The sequence below is a fragment of the Pseudomonas sp. B6(2017) genome, from assembly GCF_002112765.1.
GTDB classification, from domain to species: Bacteria; Pseudomonadota; Gammaproteobacteria; order Pseudomonadales; family Pseudomonadaceae; genus Aquipseudomonas; species Aquipseudomonas piscis.
Map to the genome: position 1 here is coordinate 32,366 of NZ_NEIQ01000017.1, position 25,871 is coordinate 58,236.

At 66.8% G+C, this 25,871-nt stretch carries 23 protein-coding genes; 10 read left to right on the forward strand and 13 right to left on the reverse strand.

Going from position 1 to position 25,871, the window contains the following annotated elements:
- Nucleotides 1-110: 110 nt before the first annotated feature.
- The gene (locus CAG11_RS25685) at nt 111-1,142 is read right to left on the reverse strand and encodes a lysozyme inhibitor LprI family protein (RefSeq protein ID WP_085598692.1); all 1,032 of its coding nucleotides are present in this window, start codon (nt 1,140-1,142) and stop codon (nt 111-113) included.
- 184 nt (nt 1,143-1,326) lie between these two features.
- Between CAG11_RS25685 and CAG11_RS25690 the strand changes: the two genes are divergently transcribed.
- Both CAG11_RS25690 and CAG11_RS25695 read left to right on the forward strand, forming a co-directional pair.
- Nucleotides 1,327-2,064: an ABC transporter substrate-binding protein gene (locus CAG11_RS25690; RefSeq protein ID WP_177409130.1), complete on the forward strand. Its 738-nt coding sequence runs from the start codon at nt 1,327-1,329 to the stop codon at nt 2,062-2,064.
- Between the two features lie 152 nt (nt 2,065-2,216).
- Nucleotides 2,217-2,486 carry a hypothetical protein gene (locus tag CAG11_RS25695; protein WP_085598697.1) on the forward strand — a complete coding sequence of 90 codons (270 nt, stop codon included), beginning with the start codon at nt 2,217-2,219 and terminating at the stop codon, nt 2,484-2,486.
- Between the two features lie 14 nt (nt 2,487-2,500).
- Here the strand turns inward: CAG11_RS25695 and otnI are convergent, their stop codons facing one another.
- A complete protein-coding gene (otnI, locus tag CAG11_RS25700) occupies nt 2,501-3,283 on the reverse strand; it encodes a 2-oxo-tetronate isomerase (RefSeq protein WP_085598699.1) in 783 nt (260 codons plus the stop codon).
- Nucleotides 3,284-3,631: 348 nt separating this feature from the next.
- On the opposite strand from otnI, the gene CAG11_RS25705 reads away from it, so the two are divergent.
- From CAG11_RS25705 to CAG11_RS25735, 7 genes are all read left to right on the forward strand, one after another.
- Entirely contained in the window at nt 3,632-3,982 is a 351-nt protein-coding gene (locus CAG11_RS25705) for a hypothetical protein (RefSeq protein ID WP_022644067.1), read from the forward strand.
- Between the two features lie 411 nt (nt 3,983-4,393).
- Nucleotides 4,394-4,678: a hypothetical protein gene (locus CAG11_RS25710; protein WP_031321607.1), complete on the forward strand. Its 285-nt coding sequence runs from the start codon at nt 4,394-4,396 to the stop codon at nt 4,676-4,678.
- Between the two features lie 290 nt (nt 4,679-4,968).
- Complete coding sequence (gene mgtA, locus CAG11_RS25715) at nt 4,969-7,680, forward strand: magnesium-translocating P-type ATPase (protein WP_085598701.1); 2,712 nt, start codon at nt 4,969-4,971, stop codon at nt 7,678-7,680.
- A 125-nt stretch (nt 7,681-7,805) separates the two neighbouring features.
- A complete protein-coding gene (locus tag CAG11_RS25720) occupies nt 7,806-8,006 on the forward strand; it encodes a hypothetical protein (RefSeq protein ID WP_085598703.1) in 201 nt (66 codons plus the stop codon).
- A 27-nt stretch (nt 8,007-8,033) separates the two neighbouring features.
- Nucleotides 8,034-9,743 (forward strand): Na/Pi cotransporter family protein, encoded by a 1,710-nt coding sequence (locus tag CAG11_RS25725; RefSeq protein ID WP_085598705.1) that lies wholly within the window; start codon nt 8,034-8,036, stop codon nt 9,741-9,743.
- Nucleotides 9,731-10,078, forward strand: a complete 348-nt coding sequence (locus tag CAG11_RS25730) for a DUF2493 domain-containing protein (protein ID WP_022644062.1) — start codon at nt 9,731-9,733, stop codon at nt 10,076-10,078. The genes CAG11_RS25725 and CAG11_RS25730 overlap by 13 nt, the downstream gene beginning before the upstream one ends.
- A 68-nt stretch (nt 10,079-10,146) precedes the next feature.
- Nucleotides 10,147-10,932 carry a hypothetical protein gene (locus CAG11_RS25735; RefSeq protein ID WP_085598707.1) on the forward strand — a complete coding sequence of 262 codons (786 nt, stop codon included), beginning with the start codon at nt 10,147-10,149 and terminating at the stop codon, nt 10,930-10,932.
- Between the two features lie 150 nt (nt 10,933-11,082).
- On the opposite strand, the gene CAG11_RS25740 is transcribed toward CAG11_RS25735, so the two are convergent.
- Nucleotides 11,083-11,787 carry an NAD(P)H-dependent oxidoreductase gene (locus CAG11_RS25740; protein WP_085598709.1) on the reverse strand — a complete coding sequence of 235 codons (705 nt, stop codon included), beginning with the start codon at nt 11,785-11,787 and terminating at the stop codon, nt 11,083-11,085.
- Between the two features lie 131 nt (nt 11,788-11,918).
- Between CAG11_RS25740 and CAG11_RS25745 the strand changes: the two genes are divergently transcribed.
- Nucleotides 11,919-12,356: an Rrf2 family transcriptional regulator gene (locus CAG11_RS25745; RefSeq protein WP_085598711.1), complete on the forward strand. Its 438-nt coding sequence runs from the start codon at nt 11,919-11,921 to the stop codon at nt 12,354-12,356.
- Nucleotides 12,357-12,385: 29 nt separating this feature from the next.
- On the opposite strand, the gene CAG11_RS25750 is transcribed toward CAG11_RS25745, so the two are convergent.
- The 10 genes from CAG11_RS25750 to CAG11_RS25795 all read right to left on the reverse strand — a co-directional run bounded on the left by CAG11_RS25750 (nt 12,386) and on the right by CAG11_RS25795 (nt 25,773).
- Nucleotides 12,386-13,561, reverse strand: coding sequence for a pyridoxal phosphate-dependent aminotransferase (locus CAG11_RS25750; protein WP_068595681.1), 1,176 nt, complete (start codon nt 13,559-13,561; stop codon nt 12,386-12,388).
- Nucleotides 13,562-13,588: 27 nt separating this feature from the next.
- The gene (locus CAG11_RS25755; RefSeq protein WP_068587061.1) at nt 13,589-15,199 is read right to left on the reverse strand and encodes a 5-guanidino-2-oxopentanoate decarboxylase; all 1,611 of its coding nucleotides are present in this window, start codon (nt 15,197-15,199) and stop codon (nt 13,589-13,591) included.
- Between the two features lie 10 nt (nt 15,200-15,209).
- On the reverse strand, nt 15,210-17,309 hold the full coding sequence (locus CAG11_RS25760) for an acetate--CoA ligase family protein (RefSeq protein ID WP_085598713.1): 2,100 nt from the start codon (nt 17,307-17,309) through the stop codon (nt 15,210-15,212).
- Between the two features lie 21 nt (nt 17,310-17,330).
- A complete protein-coding gene (locus tag CAG11_RS25765) occupies nt 17,331-18,491 on the reverse strand; it encodes an acyl-CoA dehydrogenase family protein (RefSeq protein WP_085598715.1) in 1,161 nt (386 codons plus the stop codon).
- 52 nt (nt 18,492-18,543) lie between these two features.
- Nucleotides 18,544-19,335 (reverse strand): enoyl-CoA hydratase/isomerase family protein, encoded by a 792-nt coding sequence (locus tag CAG11_RS25770; RefSeq protein WP_085598717.1) that lies wholly within the window; start codon nt 19,333-19,335, stop codon nt 18,544-18,546.
- Nucleotides 19,336-19,665: 330 nt separating this feature from the next.
- A complete protein-coding gene (locus tag CAG11_RS25775; RefSeq protein WP_177409135.1) occupies nt 19,666-21,006 on the reverse strand; it encodes an amino acid permease in 1,341 nt (446 codons plus the stop codon).
- Between the two features lie 274 nt (nt 21,007-21,280).
- A complete protein-coding gene (locus CAG11_RS25780) occupies nt 21,281-23,551 on the reverse strand; it encodes an ATP-binding protein (protein WP_085598720.1) in 2,271 nt (756 codons plus the stop codon).
- Complete coding sequence (locus tag CAG11_RS25785; RefSeq protein WP_022644051.1) at nt 23,548-24,333, reverse strand: ABC transporter substrate-binding protein; 786 nt, start codon at nt 24,331-24,333, stop codon at nt 23,548-23,550. The genes CAG11_RS25780 and CAG11_RS25785 overlap by 4 nt, the downstream gene beginning before the upstream one ends.
- Nucleotide 24,334: 1 nt before the next feature.
- Nucleotides 24,335-25,051, reverse strand: coding sequence for a response regulator (locus CAG11_RS25790; protein ID WP_085598722.1), 717 nt, complete (start codon nt 25,049-25,051; stop codon nt 24,335-24,337).
- An 83-nt stretch (nt 25,052-25,134) separates the two neighbouring features.
- A complete protein-coding gene (locus CAG11_RS25795) occupies nt 25,135-25,773 on the reverse strand; it encodes a TetR family transcriptional regulator C-terminal domain-containing protein (protein ID WP_085598724.1) in 639 nt (212 codons plus the stop codon).
- Nucleotides 25,774-25,871: the final 98 nt, after the last annotated feature.

Here is a 25,871-nt window from a genome sequence, read left to right on the forward strand (position 1 = left end):
CCGCTGGAATTTGTCCGCCAGGACCGGGTGTCCCGCCTGCCAGGGGCGAGACTCTAGCAGCTGCGCGAGCAGGCTTCAGCATCCCCGCGCGTAAATTCCAGGGCGCCGGGTCAGGGCATCATGTCCAGCGCCAGGCGCTTGCCCTTGGTGCGCTCTTCGTACCACGCCTGCACCACGTCCGGCAGGCTGTGCTTCCACTCAGGCTCGGTGGTGTAGTAACGCACCCGTACCTCATCCTTGGGCCCCACCACCGCCAGCAGCGCGACCCACAGTTGTCCCTGAGCTCCGCGCACGAAAATCGCCGCATTGGTATTGGCCAGCCCCTGCAGCCACATATCGGTAACCTCGGCGCCCTTGAGCTCGGCCGAGGTGTCCTGGGAGAACACCGAGCCGCTGTCGAGCAGGGTCTGGTAGTCCTTTTGCAGCAGTTTCCGGGCTCGCTGGTCTTCCTCCTCGGTACGCACCAGCGCGGTGGACAGCAAATCGTACTGATTCTCCAGGATCTGCTGGGAGGCCACGTAGAGCCCGTCGTAATACACCCCCGAACCGGCACCGCAGGCATAGGGGTCGCCCTCCTGGGTCACTTGCAACAGGCCGTTGCGTGGGGTGAAGCGCAACGTGCAGCCCTCGACGCCGTAGCGCGCTTCACCGTCCTTGAGCTGCAGCGTGCCTGCAAGCGCACCGGAATTGGCGCCACCCATGGCCGACAGGTCGAAGCTCAGACGGTCTTCGCCGGCGCGGCGGATCACCAGCTCACCGCCGTAGAACGGGCTGACCGAGACCCGCTGCCAGGTGCCCTGCCAATTGAACGGAATATTCACATAGCGCAGTACCATCAGGCGGCTCAGGTACTGGCTGCGCAGGCAGCCCAGGTCGGCCTGACACTGGTCGCGCTGCTTGAGCCATTCCCGCTGGCCCAGGCGCAGCGCCTTGGGGTCCTTGGCCTCGCCCAGGGTCGCCGTCCAGGCCTTGCCCAGCCGGCTGTCCAGCTTGGCGGTGTAAGCGTCGGCGCAGATGGCCTTTTCACTGGCGCTGGCGGCCTTGGCGCAATCGAAACTGCTGGCTTGCACGCCCTGGGAACAGGCCAGGACGGCGAACAGCAAGCCAGAGGCTCGCAAGGGACGAACAAGGGGAGCGAACATGGGTCGATTCCATTCTGAAAAGGCGGCGCAAGAATAACCGCAGTGGCGTGTTTTCAGCGATATCCCGACGAAAAAAGCCCCGGGCATCGCCCTCTGAAGCCAGGCCCAGGGCCGGCAGCGTTTATCGCGACAGGCGGCAACCAGTCGTACTAAGCTCTGCGTTTTGAAACTCCAAGGGCACTGCATGAAATGGATGCTGCAGGCACTGTTGCCGCTATTGAGCCTTGCGGCCCACGCTGGCGAGCTGCGCATGCTGACCGACAACCACCCACCGCTGCACTTCCAGCAGGGCGAGCACATGGCAGGTTTCGCCGTCGATGTGGTGCAGGCCCTGGCGCAACGCAGTGGCGACCCTGTCCAGATCCAGCAACGGCCGATGCTGCGGGCCCTGCGCGATGCCAGCGAGGAAGCCGACACCGCCGTGTTCACCATCCTGCGCACCGCCGAGCGCGAAACCCGCTACCAGTGGGTCGGGCCCTTGATGCAGACCGAGACTGCGCTCTACAGCGGCAGCAACGACACCACGCCAGTGACCGACCTGCAACAGACCCAGGGCCAGATCGCCGTACCGCGCAAGTGGCTGGTCTACAGCTTCCTCCGGCAACAGGGCCTGACCAACCTGTGGGGCGTGGACAGCCCGGAAATCATGATGCGCCTGCTGCAGGTCGGCCGCGTGCAGTACGTGGTCGCCGACACCATGAGCGTCGGCACCTTCGCCGCCGAGCAAGGCATGAGGCTGGAACAACTGCGCTACCAGATCCCGCTGATGCACCAGGATGCCTATATCGCCTTCTCGCCCAAGGTCGACCCGGCCCAGGTCGCCCGCTGGCAGCAGGCCCTGGAGGCGATGGAGCGCGATGGCAGCTTGCAACGGCTCAAGCAGCGCTGGAAGATCGACCGCCCACGCACATCGACCGATTGAACCGAGCATGACCGGCCCCTATCAATATCGCCCCATGCCCCACCAACACTTCTTGCGGCACGGCTCTTTGCGGTTCAACAGCCGCCAGGCCCGGGAGCCATTGACCCATTTGCTCAAGCCACTGCCCGGAGCGTCCTACCGAGGAACCATCGATGCCCACCTTCACCCCTGCCCGCGCCCTTCACCGCCTGAGCTGCACCGGCTGCGGCTGGACACTGGCGATCCTCGGGCAGTACGAACAGCCCCTGCAAAAGTGCCCCTGGTGCGGCTGCAACGAGTTCAGCGCAGAACAGCCCGCCCGCAGCGGCGCCGGGCAAGTGCTGGAGTGCCCGCGCCACGGCCCGGTGGTGGTGCAGGTCCTGGACGCGAACATCCACAGCGATGACTTCCTGGACAACCTGTACTGCCCCTTCTGCCCCTAGCCCGGGCTAATGCATCAACGCGCCTGCCAATCCCGCAGCCATTGCAGGCCGGCGCTGGTGTCGCCCCGGGGCCGGTACTCGCAACCGACCCAGCCGGCGTAACCCAGCTCATCCAGCCACTGGAACAGGTAGGGGTAATGCAATGCGCCCTGATCCGGTTCATGGCGCTCCGGCACCCCGGCGACCTGGATATGGCCGATGCCCGCCAGGTCGCGGCGCAGCTTGGTGGCCACGTCACCCTCGACGATCTGGCAGTGGTAGCAGTCAAACTGCACCTTGAGGTTGTCGGCCCCTACTTCGCGGCAGATGGCCTGGGCCTGGTCCTGGCGGGTGAGGAAGAACCCCGGCATGTCCCGGGTGTTGATCGGCTCCACCAGTACCGTGATACCCACCTCGGCAGCCCGGGCGCAGGCATGGGCCAGGTTCTCCAGGTAGACCCCATGGTGCCGGGCCCGCTCGCCTTCGTCGGCCAGCAATCCGGCCATCACATGGATGCGTGCATTACCCAGCACCGCGGCGTACTCCAGGGCCCGGGCGAACCCTGCGCGAAACTCCTGCTCGCGTCCGGGCAGCGAGGCCGTGCCACGCTCTCCCGCCGCCCAGTCCCCCGGTGGTGCGTTGAACAGCACCTGCTGCAGGCCGTGGTCGTCCAGGCGCTGCCTGAGTTCCTCAGGGCGATGCTCATAGGGAAACAGATATTCCACGCCGACAAAGCCATCGGCGGCAGCTGCGGCGAAGCGATCGAGAAAGGCGTGTTGCGGGTAGAGCATGCTGAGGTTGGCGGCGAAGCGAGGCATGGCGACTCCAGGGACCCGAGAGCGGACGACAATCAGTGGCGCAGGGTAATACAACCGTCACGAATCACCGCAAGGTAATGGCCGGCCACTGGCTCTTCATACCGCTCGTCCCCTTCTGCCAGCGCTGGCCGCACCGCTGGTCGGAAGCCCCGGGGCACTGGTCGGCTGGCTGCTACAAACATTCACAGCCCTGACTTGGATCAGCATCGCCAGCGGAGCACTGGCCGAGGCTGGATGCACGAGGGCTGCTGACTGGTGGTAGTGCCCTTCATCGCAACTCCGTTGACGCTCGCCATGACAGCGAGCCCAATGGCCTGTCTGGTTATGCTTGGATAAGGATGATTCAACATGGCAAAGATCGAGGTTTTATCGGGTGATTTCCTGCAAGGCACCGGTGAGTACCGGCACGGTACCTTCAGGCTCAAGACGGTGTTCAACAGTGCCGGGGTCGACGTCAAGGCATCGGCGTTCAAGTCCCTGGAAATCGCCAGCGAAAGTCCCGTGGCCAACCGCGACGCCCTGGGCTACGGCCTGGCCGGCGCCATGTTGTTGGGTCCGGTGGGGGCCCTGGCCGGCTACCTGATCGCGGGCACGGAAAACGAGGTGACCTTCATCGGCACCTTCAAGGATGGCCGGCAATTGATGGCCGCCACTGACAGCGCCACCTACAAGGACATTTCCCAGCACCTGCTCCATTGAGGTCCTGGAAACTTCGTGACTATTGAGTGCCCATGATACTTTTCGATCATGGGCACTTTTTATTATCCACCTACTTCATATGTTCAAGTTCACAAGTTACTTATCCCGCGCCTGAACCTAAGCTGAAAAAAACATCATCGAACATTGATTATCGGGCAATTTGAACTTGACTCACCGCAGCGCCCTGAGTAAATTGCGCGGGCCGATCAAACCGGCCTTTTTTCCAACTCACCAAAGAAGCCAATGGACACAGTATCTAGACGCTGTCTGGTCGCGGCCCTCGGGCACCGCCAGGCACTTAACCCTGAACAAGACGGGACTCGACTCCACGGTCGGGTGAGCTGCGCTAGAGCTTGACGCTCCTACGTAACTTGCCTCCTCCGGAGCCAGTCCGGTCGCGAGGCAACTGTTATGACCTTCACTTCCTCTGTAATGCCCGGTGTTCGCGCCTTTGCCGCGACCATGCGGGTCAAGCTGCGCCCTGAGCCCAAGGCCCAGGCCCGCTCGCCTTTCTCTCGCACCACAGCTGCCTGCGCCACGCACTTGCGGGCCAACTGGCGTGTCTGCCCCACCAGCGGCCAACTGCAACAACGCTGGAGCTTCGACGACAGCCAGGACCCGCAGAGTCGGGGCGCGGCCTGGCTCTTCACCCAGGCCGCCTTGATCCTTGGCCTGTATCTCGGGGCTCGCACCTAAGTTCCAGGCGCCAATAACTTTCGTTATTCAAAGACGAATTCCTTATATAGGAACTTGTCGGCACCCTATCGCCTTAAAGTTAATGAAAATGTTGGAGAAAGTTATGGAAGAGGCCAGTAGTAGGTTCGCTGTCCATGCAACTTCATTGCATGGGCAGCGAACGTTAAATCCTGAAAGACGCCCAGATCAAAATCGATCGCCAACCTGCGGTTCGACATACTTTCGCTCGCCTTTGATTAGTTGAGTAGCTCGTGTGTCGCGCCGTCAGCAAGCGGCAGGAGCACACACCCATGACTGTAAAAATCGCAACTTCGCGCAACCACAACGCCACCGGCGACCAGCACAAGCTGTCGATGCGCGCCGCCCGTGAAGCCCAGAACGGCCTGGCCGTGACCCTGGCCAATGTCAATTCCAGCACCGCCGGCCTCACCGAACTGGACGCCGAAGGCCGCCTGCAACGGGACGGCCACAACGAGGTCGCCCACGACCGTCCGCCGCACGCCCTGGTGCAGCTGCTGCAAGCCTTCAACAACCCCTTCATCTATGTGCTGATGACCCTGACCGGTATCAGTTTCTTCACCGACTTCTGGCTGCCGCTGCAGGCCGGCGAAGAAACCGATCTCACCGGCGTCATCATCGTCCTGGTGATGGTCCTGGCCAGCGGCCTGATGCGCTTCTGGCAGGAGCACCGCTCGGCCAAGGCCGCCGAAGCCCTCAAGGCGATGGTCCGCACCACCGCCGCGGTCCTGCGGCGCGAGCAGATGGGCATGCAGGCCCGGGTACGCGAAGTACCGATGCGCGAACTGGTGGTGGGCGACATCATCCAGCTCGCGGCGGGCGACATGATCCCCGCCGATATCCGCCTGATCGAATCCCGCGACCTGTTCATCAGCCAGGCGGTGCTCACCGGCGAAGCCTTGCCGGTGGAGAAGTACGACACCTTGGGCGCCGTCCAGGAGAAATCCGCCAAGGCCCAGGCCGCCGATCAACAAGACCTGCTGGATTTGCCCAACATCTGCTTCATGGGCACCAACGTGGTCAGCGGCACCGCCACCGCCGTGGTGGTGGCCACCGGCGCGCGTACCTACTTCGGCTCCCTGGCCCGCTCCATCGTCGGCTCGCGCTCGCAAACCGCCTTCGACCGCGGGGTCAACAGCGTCAGCTGGCTGCTGATCCGCTTCATGCTGGTGATGGTGCCGGTGGTGCTTCTGATCAACGGCTTCACCAAGGGCGACTGGGCCGATGCCTTCATGTTCGCCCTGGCGGTGGCCGTCGGCCTGACCCCGGAAATGCTGCCGATGATCGTCAGCGCCAACCTGGCCAAGGGCGCCGCGGCCATGGCCAAGCGCAAGGTGGTGGTCAAGCGCCTCAACGCGATCCAGAACTTCGGCGCCATGGACGTGCTCTGCACCGACAAGACCGGCACCCTGACCCAGGACCGGATCATTCTCGAGCACCACGTGGGCATCGACGGCCAACGCTGCGACCAGGTACTGCAACTGGCCTGGCTCAACAGCTACCACCAGAGCGGCATGAAGAACCTGATGGACCGCGCGGTGGTGGCCTTCGCCGAAGAGAACCCGCGCTTCACCCCACCCGCCGCCTGGCGCAAGATCGATGAGTTGCCGTTCGACTTCGTGCGCCGGCGCCTGTCGGTGATCCTCGCTGACGCCCATGGCCAGCACCTCCTGGTGTGCAAGGGCGCGGTGGAGGAAATGCTCGAGACCGCCACCCGGGTGCGCCAGGACGGCGTTGCCGTGGCCCTGGACGCCGAGCGCCGGGCACAACTGCTGACCCTGGCCGAAAGCTACAACCGCGACGGCTTTCGCGTGTTGCTGGTGGGCACCCGGGAGCTGTCCAAAGGCCAGACCCGCAGCCAGTACAGCGCCAGCGATGAGCGCGAACTGGTGATCGAAGGCTGCCTGACCTTCCTCGATCCGCCCAAGGAAACCGCCGGCCCGGCCATCGCCGCCCTGCGCGACAACGGGGTGGCGGTCAAGGTACTGACCGGCGACAACCCCATCGTCACCGCCAAGATCTGCCGCGAGGTCGGCCTGGAAGCCGGCGAGCCACTGCTGGGCCGCGACATCGAGCACATGGACGATGAAGTCCTGGGCCGGCTGGTGGAAGAACGCACGGTGTTCGCCAAGCTGACCCCGCTGCAGAAGTCGCGGGTGCTCAAGGCCCTGCAGGCCAACGGCCACACCGTGGGCTTCCTCGGCGACGGGATCAACGACGCCCCCGCTCTGCGCGATGCCGACGTCGGCATCTCGGTGGACAGCGGCACCGACATCGCCAAGGAATCGGCGGACATCATCCTCCTGGAAAAGAGCCTGATGGTGCTCGAGGAAGGGGTGATCAAGGGCCGGGAGACCTTCGGCAACATCATGAAGTACCTGAACATGACCGCCAGCTCCAACTTCGGCAACGTGTTCTCGGTACTGGTGGCCAGTGCCTTCATCCCGTTCCTGCCGATGCTGGCGATCCACCTGCTGCTGCAGAACCTGATGTACGACTTCTCCCAGCTGGCCCTGCCCTGGGACAAGATGGACAAGGAGTACCTGGCCAAGCCGCGCAAGTGGGACGCCAACAACATCGGGCGCTTCATGATCTGGATCGGGCCGACCTCGTCGATCTTCGACATCACCACCTTCGCCCTGATGTGGTACGTGTTCGCCGCCAACAGCGTGGAGATGGCGGCGCTGTTCCAGTCCGGCTGGTTCATCGAGGGGCTGCTGTCCCAGACCCTGGTGGTGCACATGCTGCGCACCCGCAAGATCCCGTTCATCCAGAGCACCGCGGCCTTGCCGGTGATGCTGGCTACTGGACTGGTGATAGCGCTGGGGATCTACGTGCCCTTCTCGCCCCTGGGCAGCATGGTCGGCCTGGTGCCGCTGCCGTGGGAGTACTTCCCTTGGCTGGTGGGCACCCTGCTCAGCTACTGCGTGGTCGCCCAGACCATGAAGACCCTGTACATCCGCCGCTTCAAGCAGTGGTTCTAAGGGCCTGAAACGTGGCGCGGCCGCCCGCCGGCGGTCGCTTGCGATCATCCAGCCCACTGCTGCCACCGTCGGCGCGGCCCGCGCCGTGCCGACGCCGACAGCGCTCGTCCCAAAGGAGCGTCGCCATGTCCCTCAAGCCTTTTTCTTCGTTGCAACGCGGCTTCAAGGCCTTGCTGGTCTGCGCCTTGTGCGCCTGTGCCCGGCTGCTCGCCCGCCTGGGTTGCCGTCTCTATGTGCGGGGCCTGTTGAGCGCCGTGGAAATGCGTTTCGTGCTGGATTTGAGCGCCGCCATCAACCGCGCCTCGCTGCGCCTGGCAATCGCCTGAACCCGCACCCGTCCCGGGAGAACCCTCATGTCGGGAACCACCCTTCTGATCAACCTGGCCGGCGCCATCGCCCTCTTGCTGTGGGGCTCGCAGATGATCTGCAACTCGCTGCTGCGCGGCTTCGGCAGCCCGCTGCGCCACTGGCTCGGGCAACACCTGAACAACCGCTGGCTGGCGCTGCTGTGCGGCGTCGGCATCACCGGGGTGCTGCAAAGCAGTACCGCAGTGAGCCTGATGGCCAGCTCCTTCACCGCCGCCGGCACCCTGGGCCTGGCCCCGGCGCTGGCGGTGATGTTGGGGGCCAACATCGGCTCGACCCTGGTGGTCCAGCTGCTGAGCCTGGACCTCTCGCTGGCCGCCCCGGTAGCGTTGCTGGCGGGCTTCTTGTGCCTGCGCCTGCGCGATGACTCGCGCTTTGAAAGCATCGGCGCCGCGCTGATCGGCTTGGGCCTGATGCTCCTGGCCCTGGGCACGCTCGGCGCCACCCTGGGTGCGGTGGAACACACCCCGGTGTTGCGCCTGGTGATGCAAAGCCTGGATGGCGACCTGCTGCTGGCGCTGCTGGTGGCGGTCGTGCTGACCTGGATGTGCCACTCCAGCGTGGCAGTGGTGCTGCTGGTCGCCTCGCTGGCCGGCACCGGGCTGCTGTCGCCGGCCACCAGCATGGCCCTGGTGCTGGGGGTCAATCTCGGCGGCAGCCTGCCCTCGCTGCTGGGCGCCAGCGGCAACGTCGCCCGGCGCCTGCCCCTGGGCAACCTGCTGGTGCGCCTGGCCGGGGTGGCGCTGGTATTGCCGTGGATCGGCCCGCTGGCCCAGCTCGAAGGCGTGCGCCAGCTGCCCGGGGCGCTGCTGGTGGTCTACCTGCACAGCGTCTTCAGCCTGGTGCTGGGGCTGCTGTTCATCGGCTTCACCGAGCCCATGGGCAAGCTGCTGACCCGCCTGCTGCCGGCCCCGCCGCCAGTGACCGACCCGGGCATGCCGCTGTACCTGGACGAGGCCGGGCTGGAAGTGGCCAATATCGGCCTGGCCAATGCCGCCCGCGAGGCCCTGCGCATGGCCGACATGCTCTCGGGCATGCTCGACCGGGTCCTGCAACTGCTGCGCACCTCGCAGGTGGCCAACGCCGAGCAGATCCGCCAGATCGACCAGTCCCTGGACCTGCTCAGCGCGGCGATCCGCGCGTATCTGGCGGACATCGGCAAGGAAGGCATCAGCGACCAGGACGCCGACCGCTCCCAGGAAATCCTGCTGCTGGTGATCAACCTGGAGCACGCCGGCGACATCCTCAGCAGCAGCCTGGCGCAACTGGCGGTACGGCGCCTGCGCCGCAGCGAGCCGTTCTCCGCCTTCGAGCTGGGGACCCTGGTGCCGCTGCACCAGGAACTGCTGGCCAGCCTTAGCCTGGCGGTCACGGTGTTCCTGCGCGAAGACCTGGCCACCGCCCATCAACTGGTGGCACGCAAGGAGAACGTGCGCCGCCTGGAAGCCGCCGCCGGCCGCGAGCACTTTCGCCAACTGCGCGAAGACCGCAGCGCCTGGGCCGAGTCCGGGGACATTTTCCAGCGCCTGCTGCGCGACTACCGGCGGGTCCACCACCACATCGCCGCCCTGGCCTACCCAGTGCTGGAGCGGGCCGGCGAGCGTGACATCGAGCACGGCTATCTCGGCGAGCCACTGGCCGAGACCCTGCCCGGCCAATCGCACGACACCCGGGAGGACAGCCGATGCGCGTCCTGATCTGCGCCGGTCGCCACTACACCGACAGCCGCCGCTGCCGCCAGGTGCTGGAGGCCTTCCAGCGCCTGCACCCGGTACGGGTGGTGATCCATGGCGGCAGCCAGTTCCTCGGGGCGCAGATCGAGGACTGGGCCCGGGAGATCGGCGCCGACCTCGTCCGCTACCCGCCCAACTGGCAGTTGCACGGCAAGCACGCCGAGCGCCTGCGCAACCGCTTCATGCTGGCCGACAGCCGCCCCGACATCGTCCTCGCCCTGCCCGGTGGCGACGACACCGAGGAACTGCTGGCCCAAGCCCGGACCCAGGGCATCCAGACCCTGGGCCTGGGTGAGTGATCACCCGCCACTTCATGACTCCAACCCCGGGCGCCGCCAACCCGGCGCCCACAGCCGTGAGATCCGCCATGACCCAGCATCGTCCGCATCGCTCCTCCCGCTCCCGCGCCTGGGGCCAACCGCTGCCCGTCGCCAAAAGCCGCATGCTCAAGCGCAACCTGCTGTTCCTGGCCATCACCGCCGGCGCCACCGCGACCCTGGCCCTGTGCTCCAAGGCCCAGGCGGCCGGTGGCGCCTACGTGGTGGACAACGGCGGGATCAACGCCCCCGGCGAATGCAATGTCGACCTCTGGTACCAGGTCGATCGCCGCCAAGGCTCGAACCACAACAGCGTGCTGGTCCCGGCCTGCACCTTCAGCCAACTGCCTGGGGTGCAATTGGGCGCCGCGCTGCAACGCCAGGAAACCGATGAGCACGGCGAAACCCAGCTCAGCCCCCAGGTCAAGCTGGCCTTGCTGGACCGCGACGACCTGGGCCTGCAACTGGCGCTCGCCGGTTCCGCCCACTGGGCACTGAACCGCAGCCACAGCTTCGACGGCGGCGACCTCAGCCTGCCGCTGACCTTCAGCCCCAGCGACGCGCTGCACCTGAACCTCAGTACCGGCTGGAGCCACGCCTATGACGACGGCCAGCAGCACCATCGCTGGACCTGGGGCACGGGGGTGGAATACGAACTGCTGCCCAGCCTGACCCTGATCGCCGAACGCTACGGCCAGCGCGGCGGCGAACAAGCCTGGCAAGCCGGCCCGCGCCTGCACATCGGCCACGCCCTGGACCTGGACCTGATCCTGGGCCAGCACCTGACGGACCAGCGCGACCGCTGGCTGACCACCGGTGTCACCCTGCGCTTCTGAGCCGATCCCCCCACGGCCGCGGCTACAACCCCTGTAGCCGCTGCTGAGCCTGCGAAGCTGCGCCAAGGCCCCAGGTCCTTCCAGCAATCACCAACCCCTTGGCCGCTACGCGCCCATGCGCAGCCTGCGGCAGCGGCTACACGAAGCCCATCACGCCGGTAACGGGTACAGGGCCTCGTCGAACTGTTCCAGGCGCGGGAACACCAGCGGTTGCTCCTCTTCGATGCGCTCCAGGCGCTGGCGGTACTGGGCCAGGAACCCTTCGCGCGCGTCCTGGCTGATATAGGGCACGTGCCAGGCCACGAACGGCTCCAGCACCTGGCAACCGACATAGGCCAGGGTGCCGCGCAAGAGCGGGCGCAACATGTCCTCCAGCGGACCGTGGATCGCCCCCTGGCCGAACATGTGCTCGCGCCCGCCCAGGGTCAGGCTCAGCAGGGCCTTCTTGCCCACCAGGCCGCCCTGGTCGTAGAAACGCTTGCCGCCGTAGCACACCCCGGACACCAGCACCCGGTCGATCCAGCCCTTGAGCATGGCCGGCACCGAGAACCAGTACACCGGGAAATTGAGGATCAGCAGATCGGCCCACAGCAATTTGTCCAGCTCGCCCTGGATGTCGGCGGCGATCCCGCCGTTCTTCACCCCCACCCGCTGCTCCAGGGCATAGACCAGGTACTCGGGGTTATCGCGCCGGGCAAAGTCGGCGGCGCTGGCCACCGGGTTCCAGTCCATGGCGTACAGGTCGCTGACCTGCACCTGGTGCCCCAGGGCCTCCAAGGTGCTGCGAGCCTGGTCGCGCAGCGCGGCGGTGAAGGATTGCGGCTCGGGGTGAGCGTGGACGATCAGCACATTCATGGCGGTTCCTCGGGGTTTATTTATAATTGTTACCGTAACAAATACTTTATTTTCCACACAATCGCTTTCATCGCGTCGTTGAACGGCCAGCGCTGGCATACTGGCGCCTTCCCAGGGACTTGCAGACACCCATGAGCCAGTCGACCCGCCTGATCACCGCTTCCTACATCCTGTCCTTCGTGGCCGCCAACGCGCCGCAGAAGCTGCGCACCGAGACCATCGCCAAATGGGTCAAGATCCACCCGGCGCGGGTGCGCAACCTGGTGTCGCAGATGGTCAAGGCCGGCATCCTCGCCTCCTGCCGTGGCCCCAAGGGCGGCCTGACCCTGGCCCGCCCAGCAGCGCAGATCACTCTGCAGGACGTCTACGACGCGGTGCAGGAAAGCTCGCTGATCGCCGAGAAGATCGACAACCCCTTCTCTGGCATGGAAGAGCACTGCAAGGTGTTCGACGTCTTCACCCGGCTGTTCAGCCTGCTGGAGCGCAACATGCGCCAGGACCTGGCCAACATCACCGCCGACCAGCTGTTCGTGGCCTTCGACCCGCCCCTGGAAACCGACCGCGCATAACCCCACAGGACCTTCCGACGATCCTCCGCCTAGGCGAGGCAATCGCTGGCGCAGCGGGCGATGCGCCGGCAGGCTTCGCGCAGTGCCTCGGGCTCCAGCACCAGGCCCAGGCGGATATGCCCGGCGGCGCTGGGACCGAAGGCTTCACCGGCCAATACCGACACCCCCTGCTCGTCCAGCAACCGTTCGCTGAAGGCCTGGGCACTCAGGCCCGTGGCGCGGATGTCGACCATCACGAACATGCCGCCATCGGGCTTCAGCGGCCGGGCACCCGGGCAGTCGGCCAGGCAATCGCAGACCAGGTCGCGCCGCTGGCGGTAGGCCTCGGTCATCGCCGCCAACTGCGGCAAGGGTTGCTCCAGGGCGACGATGGCGGCGTCCTGGATGAACTCCGGCGAGCCATAGAGCATGCACAGCGCCAGGTTCTCCAGGTGCGCGGCCAGGGGCGCCGGGGCCACCACCCAGCCCAGGCGCCAGCCGGTCATGGCATGGGACTTGGACAAGCTGTTGAGGGTCGCGGTGCGCTCGGCCATGCCCGGCAGGCTGGCCGGGCTGACGTGCTCGCCCTCGTACAGCAGCTCGCTGTAGACCTCGTCGCAGATCAGCCACAGGTCATGCTCGATGCACAGCGCCGCCAACGCCTCCCAGGTGGCCCGGGGAATGCTCGCCCCCGTGGGGTTGTGCGGGCTGTTGAGCACCAGTGCCCGGGTCTTGCCGGTGATGCGCGCGGCCACGTCCTCTGGGCGCACCTGGAAGCGCTCCTCGGCGCGTACCGGCAGCGGCACCACCTGGGCATTGCAGGCGCCGAACACCGCCTCGTAGGTGACGTACATCGGCTCGGCGACGATCACCTCGTCCCCCGGGTCCAGCAGGCATTGGGCGACGCTATACAGCGCGCACTGGGCACCGGCCAGTACCACCACCTCATCGGCCTGCACCACCTGCCCGCTACGCGACTGGTGACGGCGGGCAATGGCCTCGCGCAGTGCACGCTTGCCGCGCACGTCGGCGTAATGGGTATGGCCGTCGCGCAGGCTGTCGATGGCCGCCTGGACGATGGGCTGCGGGGTGTCGAAATCCGGGTCGCCCACCGACAGCAGCCACACCGGCTCGCCCCGCTCGCGCTTGGCCAGGGCCCGGTAGTGGATGTCCCAGGCGGCGGCGCCATCGCCGGCGATACGTTGGGTCAGCTTGGAAAAACGCATGGCGAAACTCCTGGCAAAAAATGTAGGTCAGGCCTGGGCACAGGCGTGCTTGAGCTCGATCAGCGTCACCCCGGGCTGGGCGAACCCACGGCGCAGCGCCTGTTGCAGCTCGTCGAGGCTGGCCGGCTGGCTCACCGGGCAACCGAAGGCCCGGGCCAGGGCGATGAAGTCCGGGTTGCGCGGCAAGACCCCGATGGGCTCGATGTCCAGGGCCTGCATGTCATCGCGGATCTGGCCCAGGGCGTCGTTGTTCCACAGCAATACCACCAGCGGGCTGTCCAGTTCCTCCACCGCCGTGGCCAGCTCCTGCACGGTGTAGAGAAAACCACCGTCGCCCACCAGCACCAGGCCCGGGCGACCGGGCGCGCCGAGCTTGGCGCCGATGGCCGCCGGCAGGCCGTAGCCCAGGGTGCCGTAGCCGGTGGGGTGCAACCAGCTGCGCGGCCCCTGGCTGGGGTACAGGTAGTTGCCGCTGTAGGCCAGTTGGGTCATGTCGCTGCTGATGAAGCCGCGTTCGGGCAGCTCGGCCGCCACCCGCTGGAGAATCTGCTGGTGAATGCGCTGCAAGGGGCCCTGCCCTTCGTCCACGGTGCGGCGTAACCGGGCCACCGCCGCCACCGCCCAGCTGGAGTCCGCCGGCGGTTGCTCCAGGTCCTCGAGCAAGGCCTCCAGGGTCTGCCGGGCATCGCCGTGCAAGGCCACGGCGCAGGGGTAGAAGTCGTTGAACTTGCGTGGGTCGAGGTCCAGCCGCACGAGCTGGCCGTTGAGCGGCAGGCGCTCGCGCCAGTAGTCGGTGTCGGCCATCTCGGTGCCCACCGCCAGCACCACATCGGCCTGGCTGATCAACTGCCAGCCGGGCTCCACGCACAGGGTCGCACCGGCATTGAGCGGCGCCCGGTCCGCCAGCAGGCCCTTGCCGGCCACGCTGCTGAAGCACACCGCGCCCAGCCGGGTCGCCAACTCCTGCAGGGCCGCGCCGGCGTGCAAAGCCCCTCCGCCGGCGATGATCATCGGCCGCTTGGCCAGGCGCAACAGGTCCGCCGCCTGGTGCACATCCGCCGCTGCGGCGGGACCACGGGCCGGGCGCCGCCGCACTTCGCCAGTCCAGTCCCGGGCCACCGGGGCCGCCAGCACATCCAACGGCACCGAGAGATGCACCGGCCGCGGGCGCTCGCTGTCGAATACGGCGAAGGCCCGGGCCAGCAGCTCGGGCAGGTCCTCGGGGCTCAGGGCCAGGGCCGAAAACGCGGTGATCGGCGCGGTAATGGCGCGCTGGTCCTGGGTTTCGTGCAGCGAGCCCCAGCCCTTGCCGAGGCTGGCGCTGTGGTTGACGCTGGAAATCACCAGCAGCGGGATCGAATCGGCATAGGCCTGGCCAATGGGCGTGGCGACGTTGGTCACCCCCGGGCCGCTGATGACGAAGCACACCCCGGGCTTGCCGCTGACCCGGGCATAACCGTCGGCCATGAACCCGGCGCCCTGTTCGTGGCGCGTCAGCACATGGCGGATGCCGCTGCCGGGCAGGCCGCGATACAACTCCAGGGTGTGCACCCCGGGAATGCCGAATACCGTGTCGACGCCATAGCCGGCCAGCAGCCGCACCAGGGCCTGGCCACCGGTCAAGGTCTGTTCGTGCATGTCTCTCTCCTCATACCCGGCCAAGGCGAATCAACGCATCGACCGCGACGGTGCCGCGGGCACCGACCAACAATGGGTTCACATCCAGTTCCAGCAGGGTCGCCGCGTGTTCGCAGGCGTAGTCGGCCACCGCACCGATGGCCGCTACCAGCGCGTCCAGGTCGGCCGCCGGGCGTCCGCGAAAGCCTTGCAGCAAGGCAGCGCTGCGCAGTTGCAGCACGGCCTGGCGGATCGCCCCCGGATGAGTCGGCAGCAACAGGCTGCGACTGTCCTTGAGCAGCTCCACCAGCACCCCGCCGGCGCCGATCACCAGGGCCAGGCCGAAATGCTCCTCGCGCTTGATGCCGACGATCAGCTCGGCCAGGGGCGGCGCGGCCATGGGCTCCAGCAGCACCTGGTCGAAGGCCACCCCCGGGGCATGCTCGGCGATCCGCGCGCGCATCTGCCGCAGCGCCGCGCCCAGCGCCTCGGGGTCCTTGAGGTTCAGAGCCACCGCGCCGGCTTCGGTCTTGTGCGGCAGCTCGACGCTGACCGCCTTGAGCACCAGCGGATAACCCACCGCCGCCGCAGCGCTCAGCGCCTGCTCGGGAGTGCTCAGCAGGCCCTCGGGAATGCGCAGGCCAAATTCGCGCAGGGCCTGCTTGGATTGCCACTCATCCAGCAGTTGGCCCGTCCCCTCCAGGGCCTCGGGACACAGCGGCACCAGGGCCGCCTCGCCCAGTTCCAGCAAGGCCTGGCGCCGGCCCTGGTAGGCGGCGATCCGGCCCCAGGCCGCCAGGCCGTCCTCGACCCCCTGCAAGGCCGGGATGCCCAGGGCATGCAGGCGCTCCCGGGCCGCCGCCGGCAGCAATTCGGGGAAGGCCGAGGTGACGAAACCGCGCTTGCCATGGCGTTGCAACGCGGCGCAGAACAGCTCCAGCAGCAGGTCGCATTCCTTGCGCTCGCCGGTGAACTCGGCCGGGTAATCCAGCACCAGCATGGCGCTGTCGGCTGCGCTGCCCAGCACGGTATCGAGCATCTGCTGCAAGGCCTGGGCATCGCCCCAGATCGCGGTGGTGAAATCCAGCGGATTGACCAGGTTGGCGTACCCCGGCAACACCTGGGCCAGCGCCTGGCATTGCTCGCTCGCCAGCTTGGGCAACTCCAGGCCATTGCGCTCGGCGTAGTCGGCGATCAACCCGGCATCGCCCCCGGAACAGGCCAGGGCCATCAACTGCGGGCCCGCGGGCAACTGGCCGCAGGACGCGGCCTTCAAGGTCTCGACAAAACTCACCGGGCCGCTGACGCGGATCACCCCCAGGCGCTGGAACAAGGCGTCGTACAGCGCATCGGAGCCGGACAGCGAGCTGGTGTGGCTCAGGGCCAACTCGGCGCCGATCTGCGACACCCCGGTCTTCAGGGCGATGATCGGAATACCCTTTTCCAGGGCCTTGTACGCAGCCTTGGCGAACCCCGGCACGTTCTTCAGGCCTTCCAGGTGCAGGCCGATGGCGGTGACTCGGGGTTCGTCCAGCAGCACGTCCATCAGTTCGGCGATGCCCAGTTGCGCCTGGTTGCCCACCGAGGCCATGTAGGCCACCGGCAACGAACGGTCGCTCATGGACAGGTTGTAGGCGAAGTTGCCGCTCTGGGTCAGCACCGCCACACCCCGCTCGACCTGCTGGCCGCCGTGGGCCACCGGCCACAGGGCGGCGCCGTGCAGGTAATCCAGCAGGCCGTAGCAGTTGGGCCCCAGCAGGGCCATGTCGCCGGCGGCCTGCAGCAATCGCTGTTGCAGGGCCTGGCCCTCGGCGCCGGTCTCGGCAAACCCCGAGGCGTAGCAGATAGTCCCGCCCGCGCCCTTGGCCGCCAGCTGGGCGACGCAGTCCAGGGTCAGCTCGCGGTGGGTGGCGACGAACACCGCATCCGGGCCGCAAGGCAGTTGGTCGATGCTGGCCACGCAGGGCACGCCGTCGATCTGCGCGTGCTGCGGGTTGACCAGCCACAGGTCGCCGGCAAAACCGCCCTCGGCGCAGCGCTTGAGGGCCCGGGCCATGCTTCGTCCGCCGACGAAGGCCAGGTGCCGGGGCGCCAGCAGGCGCTTGAGGTTGTCACGTAGGGTCTGGGACATGACGCAGGTTCTCCAGGCGGTTCAGCGCAGCAACGGCCGCAGCAGTTCACGGGAAATGATGTGCCGCTGGATCTCCGAGGTGCCCTCCCAGATCCGCTCGATCCGCGCGTTGCGCCAGATGCGCTCCACCGGGCCTTCGTCCATCAGGCCCATGCCGCCGTAGATCTGCACCGCCTCGTCGGCCACCTTGCCCAGCACTTCGCTGGCGAACAGCTTGGCCATGCCGGCCTCGCCGTCGGTCATGCTGCCCTGGTCCATCTTCCAGGCGGTGTGCAGGGTCAAGAGCTCGGCGGCGCGGATCTGCGTGGCCATGTCCGCCAGCTTGAACGACACCCCCTGGTAGCTGCCGATGGCCTGGCCGAACTGCTTGCGGTCCGCCGCCCATTGCAGGGAGGCATCCAGCGCCCGCTGCGCCTGGCCCACGCAGTTGGCCGCGACCATCACCCGACCGGCGGTGAGCCAGGCGTTGGCCACCTCCCAGCCCTTGCCCACCTCCCCCAGCACCTGGTGGGCCGGCACCCGGCAGTCGTCGAAGAACATCTCGAAGGTGTGGTAGCCACGGTTGCTCACGCACTTGGGGCCACGGCGAATGGTCAGGCCCGGGGTGTCGCGGTCCACCAGGAATGCGGTCACGGCATTGCGCTGGCGGCCGTTGTGCTCGTAGGTGCCGGTGACGGCGAAGACGATGGCGAAATCCGCATGCCCGGCGTGGCTGATGAAGTGCTTGGCGCCGTTGATCACGAAGTCGCCGCCCTCGCGCACGGCGCGGGTCTTGATCGCATTGGCATCGGAGCCGGCGCCGGGTTCGGTGAGGGCGAAGCAGTCGATCTTCTTGCCCTGCACGCAAGGCAGCAGGTAGTCGCCGATCTGCGAGCCGGTGCAGGCCATGAGGATCTTCGACGGCCGGGCGACGAACACATGCAGGGCCCAGGAACACTTGGCCAGCTCGCGCTCGATCAGCGCCTGGGACAGGTAATCGAGACCACCGCCACCGACCTCCTCGGGCATGTTGAAGGCATAAAAACCAGCGGCGACGGCCTTGTTGCGAATCTCTGCGGCCAGTTCCGCCGGGACCTCGTCGGCGCGGTCCACCGCTTCTTCGTGGGGCAGCAACTCCTTGCTGACAAAACTGCGGACTGCATCGACCAACATTTCTTGTTCTTGGCTGAGTTGGAAGTTCATGGCGCTACCTGTGGCGGGTTGACGGTGCGAAATAAGTGGATTGGGTCGCGGCTCAGCGACCGATAAAGCGTGGCGGGCGTTTTTCCGTCGCCGCGCGCAGGGCCTCGGCGCCGTCGGCACTGCGCCCGCACAGCAAGCCGGCGGCCAGTTCGGCGGCCAGTTGCGCGGGCAGGTCGCGCTCGGCGCTTTCGCGCAGCAGGCGCTTGGTCTGGGCGAAGGCGAAAGTCGGGCCGTTGGCCAGGCGGCCGGCCAGTTCGCTGACGGTGGCGTGCAGTTGCTCGTCGGCGCAGACCTCGCCCACCAGCCCGGCGGCCAGGGCACGTTCGGCGCTCCAGAGCTCATCGAGGAACAGCAGGCGCTTGGCCTGCTCGCTGCCGATCAACCTTGGCAGGTGCCAGCTGGCACCGGCATCCGGCGAATAGGCCATGCCGGTGTAGCCGGCCTTGAACCGCGCCGACTGCCCCGCAACCCGCAGGTCGCAGCACAGCGCCAGGTCCATGCCGGCGCCCACGGCCGTGCCGTTGATGGCGGCGATGGTGGGTTTGTCCAGGCTGTGCAGGCAGCTCATCAGGGCGTGGGCGGTTTCGGTCCAGCCGTAGCTTTCCAGGGCGCCCCGGGCTTCGGCTTCGGCCCATTCGGCCAGGTCGGCGCCGGCGCAAAAACTGCGGCCGCTGCCGCCCAGCACCACCACCCGCACCGCCGGGTCGTCCTGGCAGCGCTCGAGCAAGCCGTGCAATTGGCGCAGGCCGGGAATGTCCAGGGCATTGCGCTGGTCCGGGCGGTTGAGGGTGATCCAGGCGATACCCGCCTCGATCTGGCAAAGCAGCGACGATGAAGTGCTCATGGGCGTCCTCGAATGATTGTATTTGGCATGAGGGAGGTGAGTTGCGAACCATGCTAAACGACTGTTCAACAAGACGGCAATTGCTCGAGGGGTACGCCGACCAGGGCCGGATTACCTATCCATCCTGTTGTTTTTATTGAATAAATAGTGATTTGAACGATTTGTGACCGAGCGGCTGTTACAACTTCGAACAAGCCACTACAACCCGGTAAAGATGCAGACCTTGCGGCCACTGCGCCCCCGTACGCAGCCTGCGGCAGCGGCTACAAAACCCTGTAGCCGCTGTCGAGCGGAGCGAGGCTGCGCCAAGGCCCGCAGGGCCTTCGGCTATCAGGTGGCGGCGGCCAATGGCTGGGCCTGGCGCTTGCGGTTCACCAGGTAGTAGGCGCCGTAGCACAGGGCGATGAAACCCAAGCCCCAGTACAAGGATGGGCGCTGGGTTTCATCAAGGGCCAGGAACACGAACAGCGAGCTGCACAGGACGATGCACAGCAGCGGCACGAGGGGGAACCACGGCGCGCGGTATTTGAGCTGCTCCAATTGCCCGCCCTCGCGCAGGAACTGGCGACGGAAGCGGTACTGGGCCAGGGCGATGACGATCCAGGTCACGGTGCCGGCCATGCCGCTCACCGCCATCAGCACCATGAACAGGGTGTCGGCGGCGATGAAGCTGGTCATCAGCGAGATCAGGGCGAAGCACAGGGTGATCGCCAGGGCCCGCAGCGGCACGCCCTGCTTACTCAGGGGCGACAGCGCCTTGGGCGCCATGCCGCTCTTGGACATGGCCCAGAGGATGCGGGTCGAGGCGTACAGCCCGGAGTTGCCCACCGAGAGAATCGCCGTGAGGATCACGAAGTTCATCAGGTCCGCGGCATAGGGAATGCCCACCATGTCGAACACCTGGACGAACGGGCTCTCCACCAATCCGGCCTGCTGCCAGGGAATGATCGCCGCCAGCACCATCACCGCCAGCACGTAGAAGATCAGCACTCGGAACACCACGTTGCGCACCGCCCGTGGAATGCTCTTTTCCGGCTGGTCGGTCTCCCCCGCTGCCACGCCCATGATCTCGCAGCCCTGGAAGGCATAGACCACGGTCATCATCACCGCGAACACCGCCGGCAGGCCGTTGGGAAACAGCGAATCGCCGGTGAGGTTGTCGAACATCGGCGCCGGGGCGCCACCGGGCAGGTCGATGACGCCGAAGATCACCAGCACCCCGACCACGATGAAGCTGAGGATCGCCAGCACCTTGATCCCGGCGAACCAGTACTCGGCCTCACCGAAGGCGCGGGTGGCCAGGGCGTTGATGCCGAACAGCAAGGCGACGAAAAACGCCGACCAGTACCAGATCGGTACCCCGGGGAACCAGCGCTGCATGAGCATGCCCGCCGCGGTGAACTCCAGGCCCACGGTGGTGGCCCAGCTCATCCAATAGACCCAGCCGATCATGAAGCCGGTGGCCGGGCCGATGTACTTCGTGGCGTGGGCCTGGAACGAGCCGGACACCGGCATCTGCACCGACAGCTCACCCAGGCAGACCATCACCAGGTACATCAGGAAGCCCGCCACCAGGTAGGACAGGATCGCCCCCCAGGGGCCGCCCTGGTTGATGGTGACCCCGGAGCCCATGAACAGCCCGGTGCCGATCACCCCTCCCAGGGACAACATGAAGATGTGCCGGCTCTTCAAGGCCCGGGTCAGTTGGATGCCTTTGCGTTCAGTAGTGGTCGTCACGGCGCACCTCAGCAGTCGGTGAGGCGCAGGGCGCGCTGGGAAGGGGTACGACGGGATGGGGCAGCAGCTTGCAGGCGGTTCATTATTATTATCTCCAATAAGCTTCGAAGGCCGCGGCGGGCGCGGCTCGACCGATTATTGGAAAGCCATGTAAGTTCGCGTTGAAGCAAAAGATCGAAGATGTAAAAAGTCGTAAGGTTTTTGTACGTCAGGCCGCCAGCAGTTGTTCCAGGGCCCTGCGCGCCCGCTGCCAGGCCTGCTGCAGGTGTGGTACCTGGGCGGCCATTACCGCGACGCCGGACTGCCCCGCCGCATCCTCCAGCGCCCGCAGCACCCGGGCCAGTTCGCAAAAGCCCAGGGAATCGGCACTGCCGGCCAGGCGGTGAGCCAGGTGCTGCACGTGGGTACTGTCGGCCGCCGCCAGGGCGTCATCGAGCAACGGCCGTTGCTGGTCCAGGGTGCTCGCCAGGACCTTGAACAGCCCCTGCAACTTCTGCTCCCCCAGCAGGCTGCGGTGGGTGTCCAGCAGTTCCTGGTCGAGCACGCCCTCGGCGCTCCGGGCTGGCGCCGCCAATTCCTCGCTGGCCTGCTCCGCAGTGGCCAGGACCTGGCGCAGGCTGTCCATCTGCAAGGGCTTGCCGAGGATGCCCTGCATCCCCGCCTCCAGGTAACTGCGCACCAGGGCCGGCTGGACGCTGGCGGTCAGGGCGAAGATCCGCGCCTGGCGATTGGGCCCCGGGCGCCGGCGCAGTTCGCGGCACAGCTCGATGCCACTGATACCCGGCAGTTGCACGTCCAGCAGCAACAAATCGAAGCCCAGGCGCTGGCACAGCTCCAGCGCCGCCTCGCCGTCCTCCACCAGCCACACCTGGTGGCCGTCGCGCTCCAGCAAGCCCTGGGCCACCTCGCGATTGAGCGCCACGTCCTCCACCACCAGGATCTTCAGCCCCGGCACCGGTGCCGCGACCGGCGGTGGCGCCGGCAGCCCCAGGCCGACCCCCAGGGCCAGCTCGAACCAGAAACGACTGCCCTGCCCCAGCTCGCTGTCCACGCCGATGCGCCCATCCAGTTGCTGCACCAGGTGCTTGCAGATCGCCAGGCCCAGGCCGGTGCCGCCATAGCGCCGGCTCACCGCGTCGCTGGCCTGGACGAAGCGCTCGAAGATCTTGTCGCGCATCGAGGCCGCGATACCGATGCCGTTATCGGCTACCGAGCAGCGCAGCCGTTGCCGTTGTGGTCCGTCCTCCAGCACCTGGACCTCGACCCGCACCCAGCCGCCTTCGGTAAAGCGGATGGCGTTGGCCAGCAGGTTGCTCAGCACCTGGCGCAGGTACTGCTCGGCGCCATGCTGCCCCGGGGCCAAGCGCGGGTCGACGTGCACCTGCAACTGCGTGCCGTGCTCCCGGGCCCGGGGTTCGAGCAGTGTGCTGACCTCCTCCAGCAACTGGCGCAAGGAAAAATCCCGGGCCTCCGGGCGGCTTTGCCCTTCCTCCAGGCGGGCGAAGGACAGCACCTCGTCGAGGATCGTCAGCAGGCCCTCGCCGGCCTTGTGCAGGGCCTGCAAACGCTGGCGGTCCTGGTGCGCAAGCGGCGCGCCGCGCAAGAGTTCGGCCATGCCGAGGATGCCGTTCAACGGCGTGCGCAGTTCGTGGCTCATGGTGGCCAAAAAGCGCGACTTGGCCAGGTTGGCCGCCTCGGCCTCGTCCTTGGCGTGCATCAGGCTGGCGGTGCGGCGCTGGACCATTTTCTGCAATTCGTCGCGCTTGTCCTGCAGGGCCTGGCGGTCCTGCTCGCGGCGCTGGATGTCATCGAGAATCGCCCGGCGCATGTCGTCCAGGGCCCCGGCCACGGTGTCGATCTCATCGCCGCTCGGGTGCTGGCGCTTGTCCAGGTGCAGCGGCTGCTGCAAGTCGCCGCCGGCCACGCGGCGGGCGAATTCGGCCATGACTTGCAGGTGCCGGGTGACCAGGCGATAGAACAGCCCGGACAGCGCCACCGCCAGGCCGCAGAGAAACACGCTCATCCACAGCAGGCTGGCCAGCCCGGTGGTGTACAGGCGCCGGTACACCGCCCCCAGGTCAGTGCTGACCTGCAACTCCCCCAGCTCGCGACGCGGCCCGGACGGCGGCTGGTAGCTCAGGGCGAAGCGCTCCACCCGCAAAGGCCCGATCAGCTCGGCACTGCCCTGTTGCAGGTCGAAATCACTGCTGAGCAGGTGCACCCGGGCCACATCGGAAAAGTCCACCAGGCCTTGCAACTGCACCGTCAGCTGTTCCTGGTTGAGGTCCCACAGGTTGCGCTCCAGGCTGCCCAGGTAACCGGCGCGGATCAGCTCCATGCGGCTGTCGATGTCGCGCATCTCGCGGCGGTATTCGAAGTACAGCTGCACGGCGCTGGCCAGCACGGTGAAGCACAGGCTGAACAGCAGGATGAACAGCAACAGGCGCCGCAGCAGGCCGCCGGGCCGTGGGCCAATCATGGCGCCGCACCGGCTTGGGCCTTGAGCATGGCGCGGTAGTCGGCCTGGCTCTGGTCCAGCCAGCGCTGTACCGCGCCGCTGTCGACCTGGCGCTGCAACTGCGCGTCGATCTCGTCCATGCGCGCCGCCAAGGGCGACTGGCGCGACACCGCCAGGCGCAGGTAGTCGACGCTGATCGCCTGGGGCAAGGCGACGATGTCCTCGGCGCCCGGCAGGCGCTCGATGAACAACTGCCCGGTACGCCGCTCGTGAGGGATGAAATCGATGCGCTGGCGGATCAGCTTGCCGAAGTTCTGCACGCTGCTGGACACCCACTCGATGTTGCCGTGCTGCACCACCTCACGGTCGAAATCCTGGCCGTAGCTCTCACCGAACAGCAGGCCGCCGCGATAGGCGGTGAGGTCTTGCAACTGCTGGAAGCGCGGCAAGTGGCGGCGGTTGACGAACAGCGCCACCTCCTCGCGCAGCACCGGCACCCGGGAGAACCGCAACCCCTGCTGGCGCTGGCCGGTGCGGTAGGCCAGCACCACGTCCACGCGGCCGGCGGCCGCATCCAGCAGGCAGCGCTTCCAGTTGCCCAGCACCACCACCTGCACCTGGTAGCCCAAGTCCCCCAGCACCTGGCGCACCAGGCTCGGGGCCAGGCCGCGCACCTGGCTGCCGTCGCTCCAGGAGATCGGCGGGTACACCGGGTAGTCGCAATATTTCAGGGTCGGCCGGGGCTCGGCCAGCGCCGCGCCGGCCAGCAGCATCAGCCCCAGGGCCCAGGCGCGGCGCAGCACCTCAGGCGGCCACGCTGGCAGTGAACAGATAGCCGGCACCGTGGATGGTGATGATCAGCTCCGGCTCGGCCGGGTCGTCATGCAGCTTGCGCCGCAAGCGGCCCACCAGCACGTCGATGGAACGGTCGCTGGGCACCCACTCGCGGTTGCGGATCTGGTCCATCAACTGGTCGCGGCTGAGGGTGTGGCCGCTGTTGCGCAGGAACACGCTGAGCAGCTGGTATTCGCCGTGGGTCAGCAGGGTCTCGCCGCCCCGGGCGTCGATCAGCCGGCGGCGGTCGGTGTCCAGGGCCCAGTCGGCGAACTGCTTGATCGGGCTGGGATGGCTGGCCGGCGCTGGCGGCTGGCGGGCATGGCGCACGCGGCGGACCAGGTTCTTGGCCCGGGACACCAGCTCGCGGGGGTTGAGGGGCTTGATCACGTAGTCGTCGGCGCCGCATTCCAGGCCGACGATGCGGTCGATGTCGTCGTTGCGCCCGGTGATCAGGATGATCCCCACCTCCGAGCGCACCCGCAGCTCGCGGGTCAGGGTCAGGCCGTCCTTGCCGGGCAGGCGGATATCGAGCATCAACAGATCGACCGTGTGCTGGTCGAGGAAGCTCTCGGCCTGTTCCGCCGTGGCGGCGCAATGCACGTCGTAGCCTTCCTGGGACAGATAGGCCTGGAGCAGTTCGCGAATCAACGGATCGTCGTCGACGATCAATACCCGAGGAGTCATCGCCTGTGTTCCTGATTATTTTTATTAGAGGTGTCGCCTTGTGCGCAGCAGCCTAGCCATTACTGAACAACCGATCAACAGCCCTATGTCGGCTGGCGAAAGCCCCGCCCCTGGCTGGCCAGCACGCCCTCGACCCAGGCTTCGCAGATCTGCACGCCCTGCTGCGGGCTGAAGGTCCCGGGGTTGAGCCCGGACTCCAGCCACAGGCCGTCGAGCAAGGCGCTGAGGCTGATGGCCGCCAGGTCCGCGTCGAAGTCGGCCCAGGCCTGGTCCCCGGCCAGGCTGGCCAGGAGCCCGGCCAGTTCGTTGCGGTATTCGGCGTAGGAATGGTCGTGGGCCTGGTTGATCGCCTCGGCGGTCTTCACCGCGCCCCAGAACGCCAACCAGGCGTCCAGCAGTTGCGGGTCCAGCAGTTCGGCGCAGAACGAGGCCCGGAAGAACGCCGACAAACGCTCCCGGGGCGCCGGCGCGGCCTGGTCCATGGCTTCGCGCAGCAGGTTCATGACCCGCCCGGTAATCGAGCGATAGGCCTCGGCCACCAGCTCGTCCTTGCCGGAATAGTGATGGCTGATCAGCCCCACCGAGACCCCGGCCTCGGCGCTGATCTTGCGGATCGACGCGCCCTGGAAACCGTGGAGCTTGAGGCAGGTCAGGGTCGCCTCGATCAGCTCGGCCTTGCGCAACCCGGGTTCCAGGCGGGAAAAGCGCGCTTGCTGGTTCATGGGGCATGACTCCTTGGCAATGGCGGGAAATGACAGTTGAACGACTGTACAACAAGCCTTTGTGAACTGGCCAGATTCCCAGCGGTGCCGGGACGGTG

Coding starts and splice junctions, on each gene's coding strand:
- CAG11_RS25685 (WP_085598692.1), bottom strand. CDS start 1,142: ATGTTCGCTCCCCTTGTTCGTCCCTTGCGAGCCTCTGGCTTGCTGTTC.
- CAG11_RS25690 (WP_177409130.1), top strand. CDS start 1,327: ATGAAATGGATGCTGCAGGCACTGTTGCCGCTATTGAGCCTTGCGGCC.
- CAG11_RS25695 (WP_085598697.1), top strand. CDS start 2,217: ATGCCCACCTTCACCCCTGCCCGCGCCCTTCACCGCCTGAGCTGCACC.
- otnI (WP_085598699.1), bottom strand. CDS start 3,283: ATGCCTCGCTTCGCCGCCAACCTCAGCATGCTCTACCCGCAACACGCC.
- CAG11_RS25705 (WP_022644067.1), top strand. CDS start 3,632: ATGGCAAAGATCGAGGTTTTATCGGGTGATTTCCTGCAAGGCACCGGT.
- CAG11_RS25710 (WP_031321607.1), top strand. CDS start 4,394: ATGACCTTCACTTCCTCTGTAATGCCCGGTGTTCGCGCCTTTGCCGCG.
- mgtA (WP_085598701.1), top strand. CDS start 4,969: ATGACTGTAAAAATCGCAACTTCGCGCAACCACAACGCCACCGGCGAC.
- CAG11_RS25720 (WP_085598703.1), top strand. CDS start 7,806: ATGTCCCTCAAGCCTTTTTCTTCGTTGCAACGCGGCTTCAAGGCCTTG.
- CAG11_RS25725 (WP_085598705.1), top strand. CDS start 8,034: ATGTCGGGAACCACCCTTCTGATCAACCTGGCCGGCGCCATCGCCCTC.
- CAG11_RS25730 (WP_022644062.1), top strand. CDS start 9,731: ATGCGCGTCCTGATCTGCGCCGGTCGCCACTACACCGACAGCCGCCGC.
- CAG11_RS25735 (WP_085598707.1), top strand. CDS start 10,147: ATGACCCAGCATCGTCCGCATCGCTCCTCCCGCTCCCGCGCCTGGGGC.
- CAG11_RS25740 (WP_085598709.1), bottom strand. CDS start 11,787: ATGAATGTGCTGATCGTCCACGCTCACCCCGAGCCGCAATCCTTCACC.
- CAG11_RS25745 (WP_085598711.1), top strand. CDS start 11,919: ATGAGCCAGTCGACCCGCCTGATCACCGCTTCCTACATCCTGTCCTTC.
- CAG11_RS25750 (WP_068595681.1), bottom strand. CDS start 13,561: ATGCGTTTTTCCAAGCTGACCCAACGTATCGCCGGCGATGGCGCCGCC.
- CAG11_RS25755 (WP_068587061.1), bottom strand. CDS start 15,199: ATGCACGAACAGACCTTGACCGGTGGCCAGGCCCTGGTGCGGCTGCTG.
- CAG11_RS25760 (WP_085598713.1), bottom strand. CDS start 17,309: ATGTCCCAGACCCTACGTGACAACCTCAAGCGCCTGCTGGCGCCCCGG.
- CAG11_RS25765 (WP_085598715.1), bottom strand. CDS start 18,491: ATGAACTTCCAACTCAGCCAAGAACAAGAAATGTTGGTCGATGCAGTC.
- CAG11_RS25770 (WP_085598717.1), bottom strand. CDS start 19,335: ATGAGCACTTCATCGTCGCTGCTTTGCCAGATCGAGGCGGGTATCGCC.
- CAG11_RS25775 (WP_177409135.1), bottom strand. CDS start 21,006: ATGTTGTCCCTGGGAGGGGTGATCGGCACCGGGCTGTTCATGGGCTCC.
- CAG11_RS25780 (WP_085598720.1), bottom strand. CDS start 23,551: ATGATTGGCCCACGGCCCGGCGGCCTGCTGCGGCGCCTGTTGCTGTTC.
- CAG11_RS25790 (WP_085598722.1), bottom strand. CDS start 25,051: ATGACTCCTCGGGTATTGATCGTCGACGACGATCCGTTGATTCGCGAA.
- CAG11_RS25795 (WP_085598724.1), bottom strand. CDS start 25,773: ATGAACCAGCAAGCGCGCTTTTCCCGCCTGGAACCCGGGTTGCGCAAG.